The organism is Methylophaga sp. (genome assembly GCF_965655755.1).
Taxonomy (GTDB): domain Bacteria; phylum Pseudomonadota; class Gammaproteobacteria; order Nitrosococcales; family Methylophagaceae; genus Methylophaga.
On sequence record NZ_CBFHHW010000042.1, the window covers coordinates 1 to 12,969 of the forward strand.

Consider the following 12,969-nt stretch of genomic DNA (forward strand, 5'->3'; position numbering starts at 1 on the left):
CAGGATCAATTGCTGGTTGTTTTGGTTCTGCTACGCTTTCTTCAATAACAGTAAAATCAACAAACGATGTTAATTGGTCACTCAAAATTGTTGCAGCGTACTTAATTGAATCTTCTGCTTCCATGGTGCCGTCTGTATCAACATCGATAATCAATTTATCGAGATCGGTACGATTTTCTACACGAGCACTTTCAACGCTGTATGTAACGAGACGTACAGGGCTGAAGGATGCATCTAAATATAACTGACCAATGGCGCGCTCTTCTTCTTCACTGATGTTACGTGTATTAGAAGCAGAGTAGCCACGACCTTTAGCCACTTTGAATGTGATAGACAGACTACCGCCAGTCAAATTAGCAATAACATGTTCAGGGTTGGCAATTTCTACGTTGTGAGGCAACTGAATATCAGCAGCTGTCACGGGTCCAACACCTTCTTTATTCAGAGTCAAAACAACTTCGTTGCCTTCATGCAGCTTCACTGCAAGACCCTTCATATTCAACAAGATATCTAGCACATCTTCTTGAACACCATCGATAGCTGAATACTCGTGAACTACGCCATCGATTTGGGCTTCAACTACTGCAGCACCTTCCATCGAGGAGAGCAATATTCTGCGTAATGCATTACCCAAGGTATGCCCGAAACCACGTTCAAGTGGCTCCAGAACCAGACGTGTACGCGTATCACTAAACTTTTGGATATCGACGATCCTTGGTTTAAGAAATTGACTCGTGTAAGTCGTCATGCAAATTCCTCTAGTAAACCCCTACTCGGAGTTTAGTTATGTTTATTTCGAGTAAAGCTCTACAACCAGGTTTTCTGATAATTCTGCTGGTAGCTCATCACGTTCAGGCAGACGTTTAAAAGTGCCTGACAAACCTTTTGAATTAACTTCCAGCCACTCAGGGAAACCCAATTCCTCTGCAACAGTCATTGCATTTGTAATGCGATCCTGTTTTTTGGCTTTTTCACGGATTTCAATCACATCACCTTCTTGCACTTGGTAAGAAGGGATATTCAATCCTCTACCGTTTACCAAGATGGCTTTGTGAGAAACTAGCTGTCTTGCTTCAGCGCGTGTTCCACTAAAGCCCATACGGTATACAACATTATCTAAACGTTGCTCCAGCATATTCAGCAGGTTTACACCGGTTGCGCCTTTCTTCTGATCCGCGGTTTTGTAGTAGTTACGGAATTGTTTTTCCAGCACACCATAAATACGACGGATTCTTTGCTTGGCACGCAACTGAGTAGCGTAGTCTGAATCACGACCTCTGCGAGCGCCATGTTGTCCAGGTTTAGTTTCAATCTTGCACTTGCTCTCGATTGGGTTGCCTCTACTCTTAAGGAAGAGGTCAGTACCTTCTCTACGACTCAGTTTACAAGTTGGGCCACGATATTTTCCCATTCTGTGTTACTCCGAAAATCTGTTAAACGCGACGACGCTTAGGCGGACGACAGCCATTATGAGGAATTGGCGTTACGTCGGTGATATTTGTAATTTTAAAACCCAGATTATTCAGGGATCTGACTGCTGATTCACGACCAGGACCAGGCCCCTTGATTTGAACATCAAGGTTTTTCATACCAAAATCACGTGCGACTTCGCCGGCTTTTTCAGCAGCGACCTGTGCAGCAAATGGGGTACTTTTACGTGAACCACGGAAACCACACCCGCCAGAAGTAGCCCAAGACAGAGCGTTTCCTTGACGATCAGTGATTGTAACGATTGTGTTATTGAATGAAGCGTGCACGTGTGCCACGCCATCAACTACATTCTTTTTAACACGTTTACGTTGACGTGCTGATGAATTTGCCATCGAAAGCCTCTTTACCTTACTTGATCACACGACGAGGACCTTTACGGGTCCTTGCATTTGTTTTTGTTCTTTGGCCGCGAACTGGAAGACCTCTACGGTGACGAACACCTCGGAAACAACCGAGATCTTTCAATCGTTTGATATCCATAGAAACTTCACGACGCAAGTCACCTTCTACAGTGAACTTGGCAACTTCGGTACGAAGCACTTCAACTTCCTGCTCAGACAAATCTCTTACTTTTGCATCAGGTGCGATACCTGCAGCTTCACAGATTGATTGAGCGCGTGTGCGTCCGATACCATAAATTGATGTTAAAGCAATTACGGTGTGCTTTTGCACAGGAACATTAATACCAGCTATACGAGCCATTGATTTACCCTAAATTCCTCAGGAGTGAACAGCCAATTGTATCATACAAATCTTTTGTTCAACAACATACTAAAGATATTCGTCAAGTTATCCTTGACGTTGTTTATGACGAGCTTCTGAGCAGATAACTCGTAAAACACCATTTCTTTTTACAATTTTACAATTGCGACAAATCTTTTTTACTGACGCCTGAACTTTCATCTTATTTCTCCAGCAAAACCTTTTAAGTTTTGGAATTAGCTTAAAAAGCCTGTTATCCCACTGTTATTCTTGTTTGATTTCTTCATCAAACTTTCGTACTGCTGCGACATCATGTGCGATTGAACTTGTGAAACAAAATCCATCACGACCACTACGATGATCAACAGAGAGGTACCACCGAAATAGAACGGCACACTCCAATAAAGTATTAAAAACTCTGGCAACAGACAGACTGCTGTGATGTAAACCGCACCCGCTAGGGTCAATCTCCCCATCACAGTATCAATATACTTAGCGGTTTGTTCACCCGGGCGAATACCAGGGATGAAAGCGCCAGATTTTTGCAGGTTCTCCGCTGTTTCTTTCGGATTAAATACCAGCGCGGTATAAAAGAAACAGAAGAATATAATCGCCACAGCGTAGGCTATGACATACATAGGCTGACCAGGTGACATTAAAGTAGAAATGTCTTTAAGCCAACCCATACCGTCTGACGAACCAAACCAGCCGGCAATTGTAGCAGGAAACAGGATGATACTTGAAGCAAAAATTGGAGGAATTACACCAGCCATGTTCAACTTCAGTGGTAAGTGGGTCACTTGACCCGCAATCATCTTGCGACCTTGCTGACGTTTTGCGTAATGCACAGGGATTCGGCGCTGTGCACGTTCAACGAATACGACAAAGGCAGTAACGAGTAATGCTAATAGCAATAATGCAATTACTAAGAAGGCTGCTAGTTGCCCGGTACGAGCCAATTCGAGTGTGCCACCAATTGCAGCTGGTAAACCGGCTACTATCCCCGCAAAGATAATCAGTGATATACCGTTACCGATACCGCGTTCAGTTATCTGTTCGCCCAGCCACATCAGAAACATTGTGCCCGTTACTAAAGTGATGACTGCTGTAATACGAAACACAAAACCCGGGTCGATAACAACACCAACGCCCGCTGCACTCTGACTTTCCAGGGCAATAGCGATACCTAATGCCTGAAATGTGGCTAATACAAGCGTTCCGTAGCGTGTGTACTGAGTGATCTTACGTTTACCCGCAGCACCTTCCTTTTTTAGCTGTGCTAGTTTTGGATGCACAACAGTGAGGAGCTGCATGATAATAGATGCCGAGATATACGGCATAATACCCAATGCAAAAACAGACAAACGCTCCAATGCACCACCGGAAAACATGTTGAACATATCGAGGATTGTGCCTCTTTGTTGTTCGAACATAATTGCCAACGCTGACGGATCAATGCCCGGAACAGGCATGAACGTACCAAAACGATATACGATCAGGGCTCCGAGGACGAATAACAAGCGACTTTTCAGTTCCCCGAAGCGTCCACCGCTACCCATCATGGCTGCTGCTTGTTGTCTGTTTTTTTCCACGTAGTTTACTCTTCGACCTTACCGCCGGCAGCTTCGATCGCTTTCTTAGCGCCCGCTGTAGCAATGATGCCTTTCAGATTGACTGATTTGTTGATTTCGCCAGACCCGATAACTTTTACACGAAGAATGTTTTCAGCAATCACGCCGGCAGCTTTCAATGCCAGCAAGTCGATTGTATCAGCATCGATGTTAGCCAATGTATCTAGGCGAACTTCAGCAGTTGTACGACTCAGTCGTGATGTAAAACCGACTTTAGGCAGACGGCGTTGTAAAGGCATTTGACCACCTTCAAAACCGCGTTTATGGAAACCGCCTGACCGGGATTTCTGACCTTTGTGACCACGGCCACACGTTTTACCTAGTCCAGAACCGATTCCGCGACCAACGCGTTTGGCATCTTTCTTTTCGCCTGGTGCTGGGGCAAGTGTATTCAGGTTCATTTTAAACTTCCTCGACCTTTAATAGATACGAAGCATGATTGATCATGCCGCGATTCTCTGGTGTGTCTACCACGATGGCGCTGCTACCGGTTTTTCTTAAACCAAGACCGGCAACACAGGCTTTATGTTTAGCCAAACGACCTATGGTGCTTTTCACCAGGGTGACTTTTAATTTAGCTTGTGATGACATCGTTGTTATTCCGTGATCTCTTCAACTGACTTACCACGTTTGGCAGCAATTGCTTCTGGGTTATTCATTTCGGTCAAACCTCTGATTGTTGCGCGAACAACATTCAGTGGATTGGTCGAACCGTTTGATTTGGCAAGAACGTTATGAACACCAACTGCGTCAAATACAGCACGCATAGCACCACCGGCGATTACACCAGTACCTTCTGATGCAGGCTGCATGAAGACTTTCGCAGCACCATGTCTTGAATTCACAGCATGTTGCAAAGTATCACCTTTCAGTGCAACGCTTTGCATGTTCTTTCTGGCTTCATCCATTGCTTTTTGAATTGCAACGGGTACTTCACGCGCTTTACCTTGGCCGAAACCAACACGTCCGTTACCATCACCGACAACTGTCAGTGCTGAGAAACCAAATACACGACCGCCTTTCACTACTTTAGCGACGCGGCGGATACCTACCAATTTTTCTATCAAACCATCAGAGTTGTTGGCTTGTCTTTGTTCATTCTGAGCCATGTTTCTTACCCTATTAAATTAGAACTGAAGGCCGCTTTCGCGAGCCGCATCAGCTAATGCCTTAACACGACCGTGATAACGGAAACCAGAACGATCAAAGGCCACTTCTGTGATACCTTCTTTCACTGCACGTTCAGCAATTGCTTTACCTACAGCAGTAGCAGCATCAACATTACCCGTGTTCTTCAGATCTTTTTTCACTTCTGCATCCAAAGTCGAAGCTGTAGCAATGACTTTAGAGCTGTCGTGAGTCAGAACTTGCGCATAGATGTGGCGAGGCGTTCTATGAACTGTCAGTCGATAGACTTCAAGCTCTTTCAGTTTAGCCCGCGCTCTGGCCGCTCTACGTAAACGTGAAATTTTCTTATCCATTTTTCAGCCTAATTACTTTTTCTTAGCTTCTTTACGAGCAACATGTTCATCTGCATAACGAACACCTTTACCTTTATAAGGCTCTGGTGAACGATAGGCACGAATATCTGCTGCCACCTGACCGACAACTTGTTTGTCAGCACCTGAAACCACAATTTCAGTCTGGCTTGGTGTTTCAACGTTGATACCTTCAGGCACAGCGTATTGAACAGGATGTGAAAAACCCAATGTCAGGTCGAGTTTGTTGCCTTGTGCTTTTGCACGGTAACCAACACCAACCAGAGCAAGCTTTTTCTCAAAGCCCTTAGTTACACCAACCACCATATTATTTAGCAGTGCACGGGTTGTACCCGCCAACGCGATGGCTTCTTTTGATTTGTTATTTGCTGTAGTTTTAAGCGCAGAATCTTCTTGCGCTACGCTCACATCAGGGTGGATTGCACGAGTCAATGATCCTTTAGAACCTTTGACTGTGACCTCACTACCATTCAGTGAGATTTCCACACCTGCTGGAATTTCTACTGGCGCGTTTGCAATACGTGACATTTTACAATCTCCAATAAATTCGGCTTAGCTAACTGCACACAAAACTTCGCCGCCTTGACCTAAGGCACGAGCTTTGCGATCAGCCATCACGCCTTTAGATGTAGACACAATCGCTACACCGAGACCGCCGATAACACGCGGCAGTTCATTGGCTGATTTATATACACGCAGGCCAGGACGGCTAACACGGTTAATAACCGAGATTACGGATTTACCTTCGAAATATTTCAAGGTGACCGTCAGCGTCGCTTTACCTTCGACTTCTGTGCTATTGAATGCAGAAATATAGCCTTCTTCTTCCAATACCTTGGCGATACTCACCTTCACTTTAGAAGAAGGCATACTTACATCAACTTTGTTCGCCTGTTGGGCATTGCGAATGCGTGTCAGCATATCTGCAATTGGATCTGTCATACTCATTTAATTAGCTCCACTTATAGGTTGGTAATTACCAACTAGCCATTACCAAACCAGGGATATCGCCCTTCATTGCATGCTCACGCAACTTGTTACGTGACAAACCGAACTTACGGTAGTAGCCATGCGGACGACCTGTCACTTCACAACGATTTCTCATGCGAGTCGGGCTTGAATTACGTGGCAGCGCGTGAAACTTCTTCGCAGCTGCTTCACGCTGTTCGCCACTCAATGACATATCCAGCATTTGCTTTTTTAATTCAGCACGCTTTGCAGCGTATTTCTTTACCAGTTTCGCTCTTTTAATTTCGCGATTAACCATGCAACGTTTAGCCATAACTTATTCCATCCAACTCTTGTTTATTTTCTAAAAGGAAACTTGAACGCAGCCAACAAAGCACGTGACTCTTCAGCATTATCTGCTGAAGTGTTAATGGTAATATCCATACCACGCATTTTGTCGATTCTGTCATATTCAATTTCTGGGAAGATGATTTGCTCTTTAATTCCCATACTATAGTTTCCCTGGCCATCAAATGATTTAGGGTTGAGGCCACGAAAATCCCGGATACGCGGAATGGAAATGGTAATCAGGCGATCCAAAAAGTCATACATGCGATCTGCACGTAATGTGACTTTACAACCAATTGGCCAACCTTCACGCACTTTGAAGCCCGCGACTGATTTCTTTGCTTTTGTCACAACGGGTTTCTGACCGGCAATTTTCTCCATGTCAGCCATTGCGTTTTCCAGCACTTTTTTGTCAGTCAATGCTTCACCCACACCCATATTCAAGGTGATTTTGGTAATGCGAGGCACTTCCATTACTGATTTGTATTTAAACTCGTCTTGCAACTGTTTAATTACATTTTCACGATAATATTGTTTTAATCTGCTCACTGTTCTATACCTAATACGAAGCTCAAGCGCTTACAACTTCGCCATTTGATTTGAAGACGCGAACTTTCTTGCCATCTTCTAGCACTTTAAATCCAACTTTGTCACCGTTGCCTGTGGCGGGGTTGACAAGAGCCAGATTCGACCCATCGATTGGCATTTCTTTTTCAATTATGCCACCTGTTTGACCCAGAGCCGGATTAGGCTTTTGGTGTTTCTTGACCAGATTGATACCCTGAACAACAAACTTTACCTTGCCATCTTTATCCACTCGGCTTTGGATTTCGCCTTGTTTTCCGCGATCCTTACCCGTCATCACAACGACTTGATCACCTGTTTTTAATCTTTCCATCCTCAGCGCTCCTACTTACAGTACTTCCGGTGCCAGAGAAATGATCTTCATGAATTTTTCTCCACGAAGCTCACGCGTAACCGGTCCAAAGATACGTGTACCAATCGGCTGTTGAGCCGTGTTCAGCAGAACGGCTGCATTTTCATCAAAACGGATGATTGAGCCATCTGGACGACGTACACCTTTACGGGATCTAACGATAACCGCATCGTGCACATCACCTTTTTTCACTTTGCCACGAGGCGCCGCTTCTTTGATTGTGACTTTAATAACGTCACCGATGCCAGCATAGCGACGGTGAGAACCGCCTAATACTTTGATGCACTCTACGCGTCTGGCGCCACTGTTATCTGCCACTTCCAGACTACTTTGCATTTGAATCATGGTCTAAACTCCAAACTGATAGTTGCTTTACTTCGCACGATCGACAATTTCGACCAACTTCCAGCACTTCGTCTTAGACAGTGGGCGAGTTGAGGCAACACTAACGGTATCCCCAATATTGCATTCATTGTTCTCATCATGAACATGCAACTTGGTAGAACGTCTTACATATTTTTTATAGATCGGATGGGCAACTCTACGTTCGATAAGAACAGTAATAGTTTTATCCATCTTGTCACTAATGACACGACCGGTTAACGAACGTGCTGTACTTTGCTGATCACTCATTTCCGTGCCCTATCTTTTCTCGTTCAATACAGTCTTAATGCGTGCAATATCGCGACGAACACGTTTGATTTCGCTATTACGTGTCAATTGACCTGTAGCGTTTTGCATACGCAGATTAAACTGTTCTTTATGAAGTTCTGTTAACTCTTTAGCCAGATCTTCAGGTGATTTTTGTCTAATTTCGCTCGCTTTCATTACAGTATCGCCCGCGTTACAAATGTTGTTTTAACGGGAAGTTTCGCTGCTGCAAGACGGAAAGCTTCACGCGCTACGTCTTCTGCAACACCTTCCATCTCATAGAGCATGCGTCCAGGTTGTACATTCGCAACCCAGTATTCAACATTACCCTTACCCTTACCTTGACGAACTTCCAGTGGTTTACTGGAGATCGGCTTATCAGGAAACACACGGATCCAAATTTTACCGCCACGTTTAATGTGACGCGTCATTGCACGACGAGCCGCTTCAATCTGGCGGGCTGTAATACGACCACGTTCCAGAGATTTCAGACCATATTCACCGAAGCTTACTTTCGCGCCACGGTGTGCCAGTCCTCTGTTACGCAGCTTTTGCTGTTTCCTAAATTTCGTTCTTTTTGGCTGTAACATTGGTTATAACCTTATTTCTCAGCTGCAGGTGCATTTTGCGCATTTGCGTCAAAAATCTCACCTTTAAAAATCCAAACTTTGACACCGATAATGCCGTATGTGGTATTAGCTTCCGCTGTACCATAATCGATGTCAGCACGAAGTGTATGCAAAGGTACACGACCTTCGCGATACCATTCTGTACGGGCAATTTCTGCTCCGTTCAAACGGCCGGCAACATTAATACGGATACCTTCAGCGCCAAGACGCATTGTGTTAGTCACTGCACGTTTCATTGCACGACGGAACATAATGCGACGCTCAAGTTGCTGCGCAACACTTTCTGCAACCAGGGTTGCATCCAGTTCTGGCTTGCGGATTTCTTCAACGCCGACATTGACAGGAATACCCATCAGGTCTGACGCTTCTTTACGCAATTTATCGATATCTTCGCCTTTTTTACCAATCACGATACCTGGACGGGCGGTGTGAATAGTAATCTTAGCGTTCTTAGCTGGTCTATCGATTTGGATCTTGCTGACTGAAGCATGTGACAGTTTGCTTTTCAGATAGCCACGCACTTTCAGATCGTTGTTCAGCATTTGTGAATAGTCTGCTGAACCGGCATACCAGATCGAATTCCAATCCTTAATTATACCAAGTCTAAAACCTGTTGGGTGAACCTTTTGTCCCATAAGTCTTCTCTCTTACTTTTCTGCTACAACCACAGTAATGTGGCTGGTGCGTTTAAGAATACGGTTGCCACGGCCTTTAGCGCGTGCCTGCATGCGTTTCATAGTTGGACCTTCGTCCACCATAACCGCTGAAACGACCAATTCGTCGATATCTGCACCGTCATTATGTTCAGCATTAGCGATCGCTGAGTCTAAAACATTCTTCATAAGCTCAGCCGCTTTTTTAGGGCTGAACGATAGCAGATTGATCGCTTTCTCTACTGGCAAACCTCTGATTTGATCTGCAACCAATCGCACCTTTTGTGCGGAAATGCGTGAATAGCTGAGTTTAGCTTTTGTAGCCATATCTTAACCTTACCGTTTAGATTTTTTGTCAGCGGCATGACCTTTAAAGGTGCGAGTTGGAGAAAACTCACCCAACTTATGCCCTACCATATCTTCTGTAACAAACACAGGTACGTGTTGTCGCCCATTATGAACAGCCAATGTTAAGCCGATCATGTCCGGAGAAATCATTGAACGTCTTGACCATGTTTTAATCGGACGTTTATTTTCAGTTTCTCTCGCTTCCAAGACCTTCTTTTCAAGGTGCTGGTCTATAAAAGGACCTTTTTTAATTGAACGCGGCATAGGATTCCCTAAATCTTATTTCTTGTTACGACGACGTACGATCATGTTGTCAGTACGTTTATTTTTACGTGTTTTATAACCTTTGGTAGGTACGCCCCAAGGTGTAACAGGATGACGACCGCCCGAAGTACGACCTTCACCACCACCATGTGGGTGATCAACCGGGTTCATAACCACACCGCGGACGGTAGGTCGGATGCCGCGCCAGCGAGTGGCACCAGCTTTACCCAGAGAACGCAATGAATGTTCGCCGTTGCCGACTTCACCCATTGTGGCTTTACAATCCAAAGATACTTTACGCATCTCACCGCTACGCAGGCGGATTGTCGCATAGCCGTTTTCACGTGCGACATATTGAGCACTACCACCCGCGCTACGCGCCAGCTGAGCACCTTTACCTGGTTTCAGTTCGATACAGTGAACCGTGCTACCCAATGGGATAGCAGACAGCTGCAGTGCATTACCTGCACGAATCGCTGCTGTTTCACCTGATTCAAGACGATCCCCTGCGACCACACCTTTGGGAGCAATGATGTAGCTCTTTTCACCGTCTGCATATTTCAGCAGTGCGATGTGTGCAGTACGATTCGGATCGTATTCAATTCTTTCAACTACAGCTGGAATACCGTCTTTTTTACGTTTGAAGTCAATCAAACGGTAACGCTGTTTGTGTCCACCCCCGCGGTGACGGACAGTGATGCGACCAGCGTTGTTACGGCCACCAGATTTCGATTTCTTTTCAACCAACGGCGCATATGGTGCACCTGTATACAAGCCTGGTGTACTGACTTGGACAACAAATCTGCGACCAGCTGATGTAGGTTTAGCCTTTTTTAATGCCATTCCTGATTCCTCACACGTATTCTGTTTACTTATTCGCCAAGGAAGTTGAGATCAGCACCGTCAGCCAACGTCACATAGGCTTTTTTCCAGTCTGAACGCTTGCCCATAGTGCGGCCGGTACGTTTGACTTTGCCTTTTACGTTGGTTGTGGTGACATCAGCAACTTTGACATCGAACAACGTTTCTACCGCTGCTTTGATCTCAATCTTGTTGGCGTTAGGCAGTACTTTCAGTACGACCTGATTATTGTCTTCTGCAACACGTGATGCTTTTTCAGCGACCACAGGGCCCAAAATAACTTTTGTTAAACGCTCTGAGTTCATGCCAGTGATTCCTCTAATTTGCGAACAGAGTCTTCACTCATCACGACTTTTTCAAAGCGCAACAGAGCAACCGGATTGACGTGCGCCGCATCTGTTGCAGCAATGTCATACAGGTTACGAGAGGCCAAAGCCAAATTTCCTGCAGCATTTTCAGTCACGATAAGTGCGTTAGACAGACCCAGTGACTTCGCTTTAGCAAGCAAGTCTTTTGTTTTTGGCGTGTCCAGTTCGACTTTATCAACCACGATTAATGCATCATTACGACGCAGCTCAGATAGGATCGATGCGATTGCAGAGCGATACATCTTGCGGTTAACTTTTTGGCTATAATCTCTGTTTTTCGCAGCAAAGGTAGTACCACCACTGCGCCACAAAGGGCTGCGGATAGTACCAGCACGTGCACGACCACTACCTTTTTGAGCAAATGGCTTACGTCCGCCACCGCTTACTTCAGAGCGTGTTTTTTGTGCATGTGTACCACTGCGAGCACCGGCCAGGTATGAAGTGACCACTTGATGCACCAGAGACTCATTAAATTCACGGTCAAACAAAGCATCTGAAACAGCGATGTTTCCTGCTTTTTTTCCGTCGAATGATTGTAATTGAAGATCCACGTTTATTCCCCTAAGAATCTTACTGGGCTTTAACAGCCGGGCGGATAATTACATCACTGCCTGTTGCTCCAGGGACAGACCCCTTAATCAACAGCAGGTTTCTCTCTGCATCCACCTTGACGATTGACAGATTTTGTAGGGTGCGTTTTTTATCACCCATATGACCTGCCATCTTTTTACCCTTGAAAACACGACCTGGTGTTTGACACTGGCCAATCGAACCCGGCGCTCTGTGAGACAGCGAGTTACCATGTGTTGCGTCACCACCACGGAAACCGTAGCGTTTTACGACACCAGCAAAACCTTTACCTTTAGTAATGCCTGATACGTCGATTTGTTGACCGTTCTCAAACAAGTCCACTTTCAACTCAGCACCTAATTCAAGCTCATTGAGTTCTTCAACTCTAAACTCGGCAACCTTACGTCCGGCTGCGGCTTGTGCTTTAGCGAAGTGGCCTGCTTCAGGTTTGGTAACACGTGATGTTTTACGTCCACCCACAGTCACTTGAATCGCGTTATACCCATCAGTGTCAACCGTTTTTAACTGGCTAACACGATTTGGTTCTACTTCAATTACCGTTACTGGCGTAGAGACACCGTCTTCAGAGAAGACACGTGTCATGCCACGCTTACGGCCGATGAGTCCGATAGTCATTGACCCAGCCCCTCTTAGTTCAACTTGATCTGGACATCAACGCCTGCGGCGAGATCCAGCTTCATTAGAGCATCTACTGTTTTATCAGTAGGCTCAACAATATCCATAAGACGCTTGTGTGTACGAATTTCGTACTGATCACGGGCATCTTTGTTCACGTGAGGTGAAACCAACACTGTGAAACGTTCTTTTTTCGTCGGCAACGGAATCGGACCATTGATTCGTGCGCCTGTACGTTTAGCCGTTTCAACAATTTCTTTTGCTGATTGATCAATTAATCGATGATCAAATGATTTCAGCCTGATTCTAATAGTTTGGGTTGCAGCCATTTCTATTACTCTGTGATTTTACTAACGACACCAGCACCAACTGTGCGGCCGCCTTCGCGAATAGCAAAACGTAACCCTTCTTCCATCGCAATCGGTGCAATCAA

The 12,969-nt window shown here is 45.2% G+C and carries 28 protein-coding genes; all 28 read right to left on the reverse strand.

What is annotated here, in order from left to right; all coding sequences use genetic code 11:
• Window positions 1–748: DNA-directed RNA polymerase subunit alpha (rpoA, locus tag ACTF5U_RS11325; RefSeq protein ID WP_438971741.1), on the reverse strand; the 748-nt coding region annotated here is incomplete at its 3' end.
• 42 nt (window positions 749–790) lie between these two features.
• Window positions 791–1,411, reverse strand: coding sequence for a 30S ribosomal protein S4 (gene rpsD, locus ACTF5U_RS11330; RefSeq protein ID WP_438971742.1), 621 nt, complete (start codon window positions 1,409–1,411; stop codon window positions 791–793).
• Between the two features lie 22 nt (window positions 1,412–1,433).
• Window positions 1,434–1,823, reverse strand: a complete 390-nt coding sequence (gene rpsK / locus ACTF5U_RS11335) for a 30S ribosomal protein S11 (protein WP_438971743.1) — start codon at window positions 1,821–1,823, stop codon at window positions 1,434–1,436.
• A 16-nt stretch (window positions 1,824–1,839) separates the two neighbouring features.
• Complete coding sequence (rpsM, locus tag ACTF5U_RS11340; RefSeq protein ID WP_438971744.1) at window positions 1,840–2,193, reverse strand: 30S ribosomal protein S13; 354 nt, start codon at window positions 2,191–2,193, stop codon at window positions 1,840–1,842.
• Between the two features lie 87 nt (window positions 2,194–2,280).
• A complete protein-coding gene (gene rpmJ, locus ACTF5U_RS11345) occupies window positions 2,281–2,394 on the reverse strand; it encodes a 50S ribosomal protein L36 (RefSeq protein WP_083821451.1) in 114 nt (37 codons plus the stop codon).
• Window positions 2,395–2,429: 35 nt separating this feature from the next.
• Complete coding sequence (secY, locus tag ACTF5U_RS11350) at window positions 2,430–3,785, reverse strand: preprotein translocase subunit SecY (RefSeq protein WP_438971745.1); 1,356 nt, start codon at window positions 3,783–3,785, stop codon at window positions 2,430–2,432.
• 5 nt (window positions 3,786–3,790) lie between these two features.
• Window positions 3,791–4,225 (reverse strand): 50S ribosomal protein L15, encoded by a 435-nt coding sequence (gene rplO, locus ACTF5U_RS11355; RefSeq protein WP_438971746.1) that lies wholly within the window; start codon window positions 4,223–4,225, stop codon window positions 3,791–3,793.
• 1 nt (window position 4,226) lies between these two features.
• Entirely contained in the window at window positions 4,227–4,415 is a 189-nt protein-coding gene (gene rpmD, locus ACTF5U_RS11360) for a 50S ribosomal protein L30 (RefSeq protein ID WP_438971747.1), read from the reverse strand.
• Between the two features lie 5 nt (window positions 4,416–4,420).
• Entirely contained in the window at window positions 4,421–4,933 is a 513-nt protein-coding gene (rpsE, locus tag ACTF5U_RS11365) for a 30S ribosomal protein S5 (protein ID WP_438971748.1), read from the reverse strand.
• An 18-nt stretch (window positions 4,934–4,951) separates the two neighbouring features.
• Complete coding sequence (gene rplR / locus ACTF5U_RS11370; protein WP_438971749.1) at window positions 4,952–5,305, reverse strand: 50S ribosomal protein L18; 354 nt, start codon at window positions 5,303–5,305, stop codon at window positions 4,952–4,954.
• Between the two features lie 12 nt (window positions 5,306–5,317).
• Window positions 5,318–5,851, reverse strand: coding sequence for a 50S ribosomal protein L6 (gene rplF, locus ACTF5U_RS11375; protein WP_438971750.1), 534 nt, complete (start codon window positions 5,849–5,851; stop codon window positions 5,318–5,320).
• Window positions 5,852–5,875: 24 nt separating this feature from the next.
• On the reverse strand, window positions 5,876–6,271 hold the full coding sequence (gene rpsH, locus ACTF5U_RS11380; protein ID WP_438971751.1) for a 30S ribosomal protein S8: 396 nt from the start codon (window positions 6,269–6,271) through the stop codon (window positions 5,876–5,878).
• Window positions 6,272–6,299: 28 nt separating this feature from the next.
• Window positions 6,300–6,605 (reverse strand): 30S ribosomal protein S14, encoded by a 306-nt coding sequence (rpsN, locus tag ACTF5U_RS11385; protein ID WP_438971752.1) that lies wholly within the window; start codon window positions 6,603–6,605, stop codon window positions 6,300–6,302.
• A 23-nt stretch (window positions 6,606–6,628) separates the two neighbouring features.
• Window positions 6,629–7,168 carry a 50S ribosomal protein L5 gene (gene rplE, locus ACTF5U_RS11390; RefSeq protein WP_438971753.1) on the reverse strand — a complete coding sequence of 180 codons (540 nt, stop codon included), beginning with the start codon at window positions 7,166–7,168 and terminating at the stop codon, window positions 6,629–6,631.
• Window positions 7,169–7,190: 22 nt separating this feature from the next.
• Entirely contained in the window at window positions 7,191–7,517 is a 327-nt protein-coding gene (gene rplX, locus ACTF5U_RS11395) for a 50S ribosomal protein L24 (protein ID WP_438971754.1), read from the reverse strand.
• 15 nt (window positions 7,518–7,532) lie between these two features.
• Complete coding sequence (gene rplN / locus ACTF5U_RS11400; protein WP_438971755.1) at window positions 7,533–7,901, reverse strand: 50S ribosomal protein L14; 369 nt, start codon at window positions 7,899–7,901, stop codon at window positions 7,533–7,535.
• Between the two features lie 27 nt (window positions 7,902–7,928).
• Window positions 7,929–8,189, reverse strand: a complete 261-nt coding sequence (gene rpsQ / locus ACTF5U_RS11405) for a 30S ribosomal protein S17 (protein WP_438971756.1) — start codon at window positions 8,187–8,189, stop codon at window positions 7,929–7,931.
• 9 nt (window positions 8,190–8,198) lie between these two features.
• Window positions 8,199–8,384, reverse strand: coding sequence for a 50S ribosomal protein L29 (gene rpmC, locus ACTF5U_RS11410; RefSeq protein WP_438971757.1), 186 nt, complete (start codon window positions 8,382–8,384; stop codon window positions 8,199–8,201).
• A complete protein-coding gene (gene rplP / locus ACTF5U_RS11415) occupies window positions 8,384–8,797 on the reverse strand; it encodes a 50S ribosomal protein L16 (RefSeq protein WP_008292018.1) in 414 nt (137 codons plus the stop codon). Before rplP ends, rpmC begins: the two co-directional genes overlap by 1 nt.
• 11 nt (window positions 8,798–8,808) lie before the next feature.
• Window positions 8,809–9,471: a 30S ribosomal protein S3 gene (gene rpsC / locus ACTF5U_RS11420; RefSeq protein ID WP_438971758.1), complete on the reverse strand. Its 663-nt coding sequence runs from the start codon at window positions 9,469–9,471 to the stop codon at window positions 8,809–8,811.
• A gap of 12 nt (window positions 9,472–9,483) precedes the next feature.
• Window positions 9,484–9,816 (reverse strand): 50S ribosomal protein L22, encoded by a 333-nt coding sequence (gene rplV, locus ACTF5U_RS11425; protein ID WP_438971759.1) that lies wholly within the window; start codon window positions 9,814–9,816, stop codon window positions 9,484–9,486.
• Window positions 9,817–9,825: 9 nt separating this feature from the next.
• Complete coding sequence (gene rpsS / locus ACTF5U_RS11430) at window positions 9,826–10,101, reverse strand: 30S ribosomal protein S19 (RefSeq protein ID WP_438971760.1); 276 nt, start codon at window positions 10,099–10,101, stop codon at window positions 9,826–9,828.
• A gap of 15 nt (window positions 10,102–10,116) precedes the next feature.
• Window positions 10,117–10,944 (reverse strand): 50S ribosomal protein L2, encoded by an 828-nt coding sequence (rplB, locus tag ACTF5U_RS11435; protein ID WP_438971761.1) that lies wholly within the window; start codon window positions 10,942–10,944, stop codon window positions 10,117–10,119.
• 29 nt (window positions 10,945–10,973) lie between these two features.
• Window positions 10,974–11,267: a 50S ribosomal protein L23 gene (rplW, locus tag ACTF5U_RS11440; RefSeq protein ID WP_438971762.1), complete on the reverse strand. Its 294-nt coding sequence runs from the start codon at window positions 11,265–11,267 to the stop codon at window positions 10,974–10,976.
• The gene (rplD, locus tag ACTF5U_RS11445; RefSeq protein ID WP_438971763.1) at window positions 11,264–11,881 is read right to left on the reverse strand and encodes a 50S ribosomal protein L4; all 618 of its coding nucleotides are present in this window, start codon (window positions 11,879–11,881) and stop codon (window positions 11,264–11,266) included. The genes rplW and rplD overlap by 4 nt, the downstream gene beginning before the upstream one ends.
• 19 nt (window positions 11,882–11,900) lie before the next feature.
• The gene (gene rplC / locus ACTF5U_RS11450; protein ID WP_438971764.1) at window positions 11,901–12,536 is read right to left on the reverse strand and encodes a 50S ribosomal protein L3; all 636 of its coding nucleotides are present in this window, start codon (window positions 12,534–12,536) and stop codon (window positions 11,901–11,903) included.
• A 14-nt stretch (window positions 12,537–12,550) separates the two neighbouring features.
• Entirely contained in the window at window positions 12,551–12,865 is a 315-nt protein-coding gene (gene rpsJ / locus ACTF5U_RS11455) for a 30S ribosomal protein S10 (RefSeq protein ID WP_438971765.1), read from the reverse strand.
• Window positions 12,866–12,870: 5 nt separating this feature from the next.
• The coding region (locus ACTF5U_RS11460) for a hypothetical protein (RefSeq protein ID WP_438971688.1) at window positions 12,871–12,969 on the reverse strand (99 nt) is incomplete at its 5' end.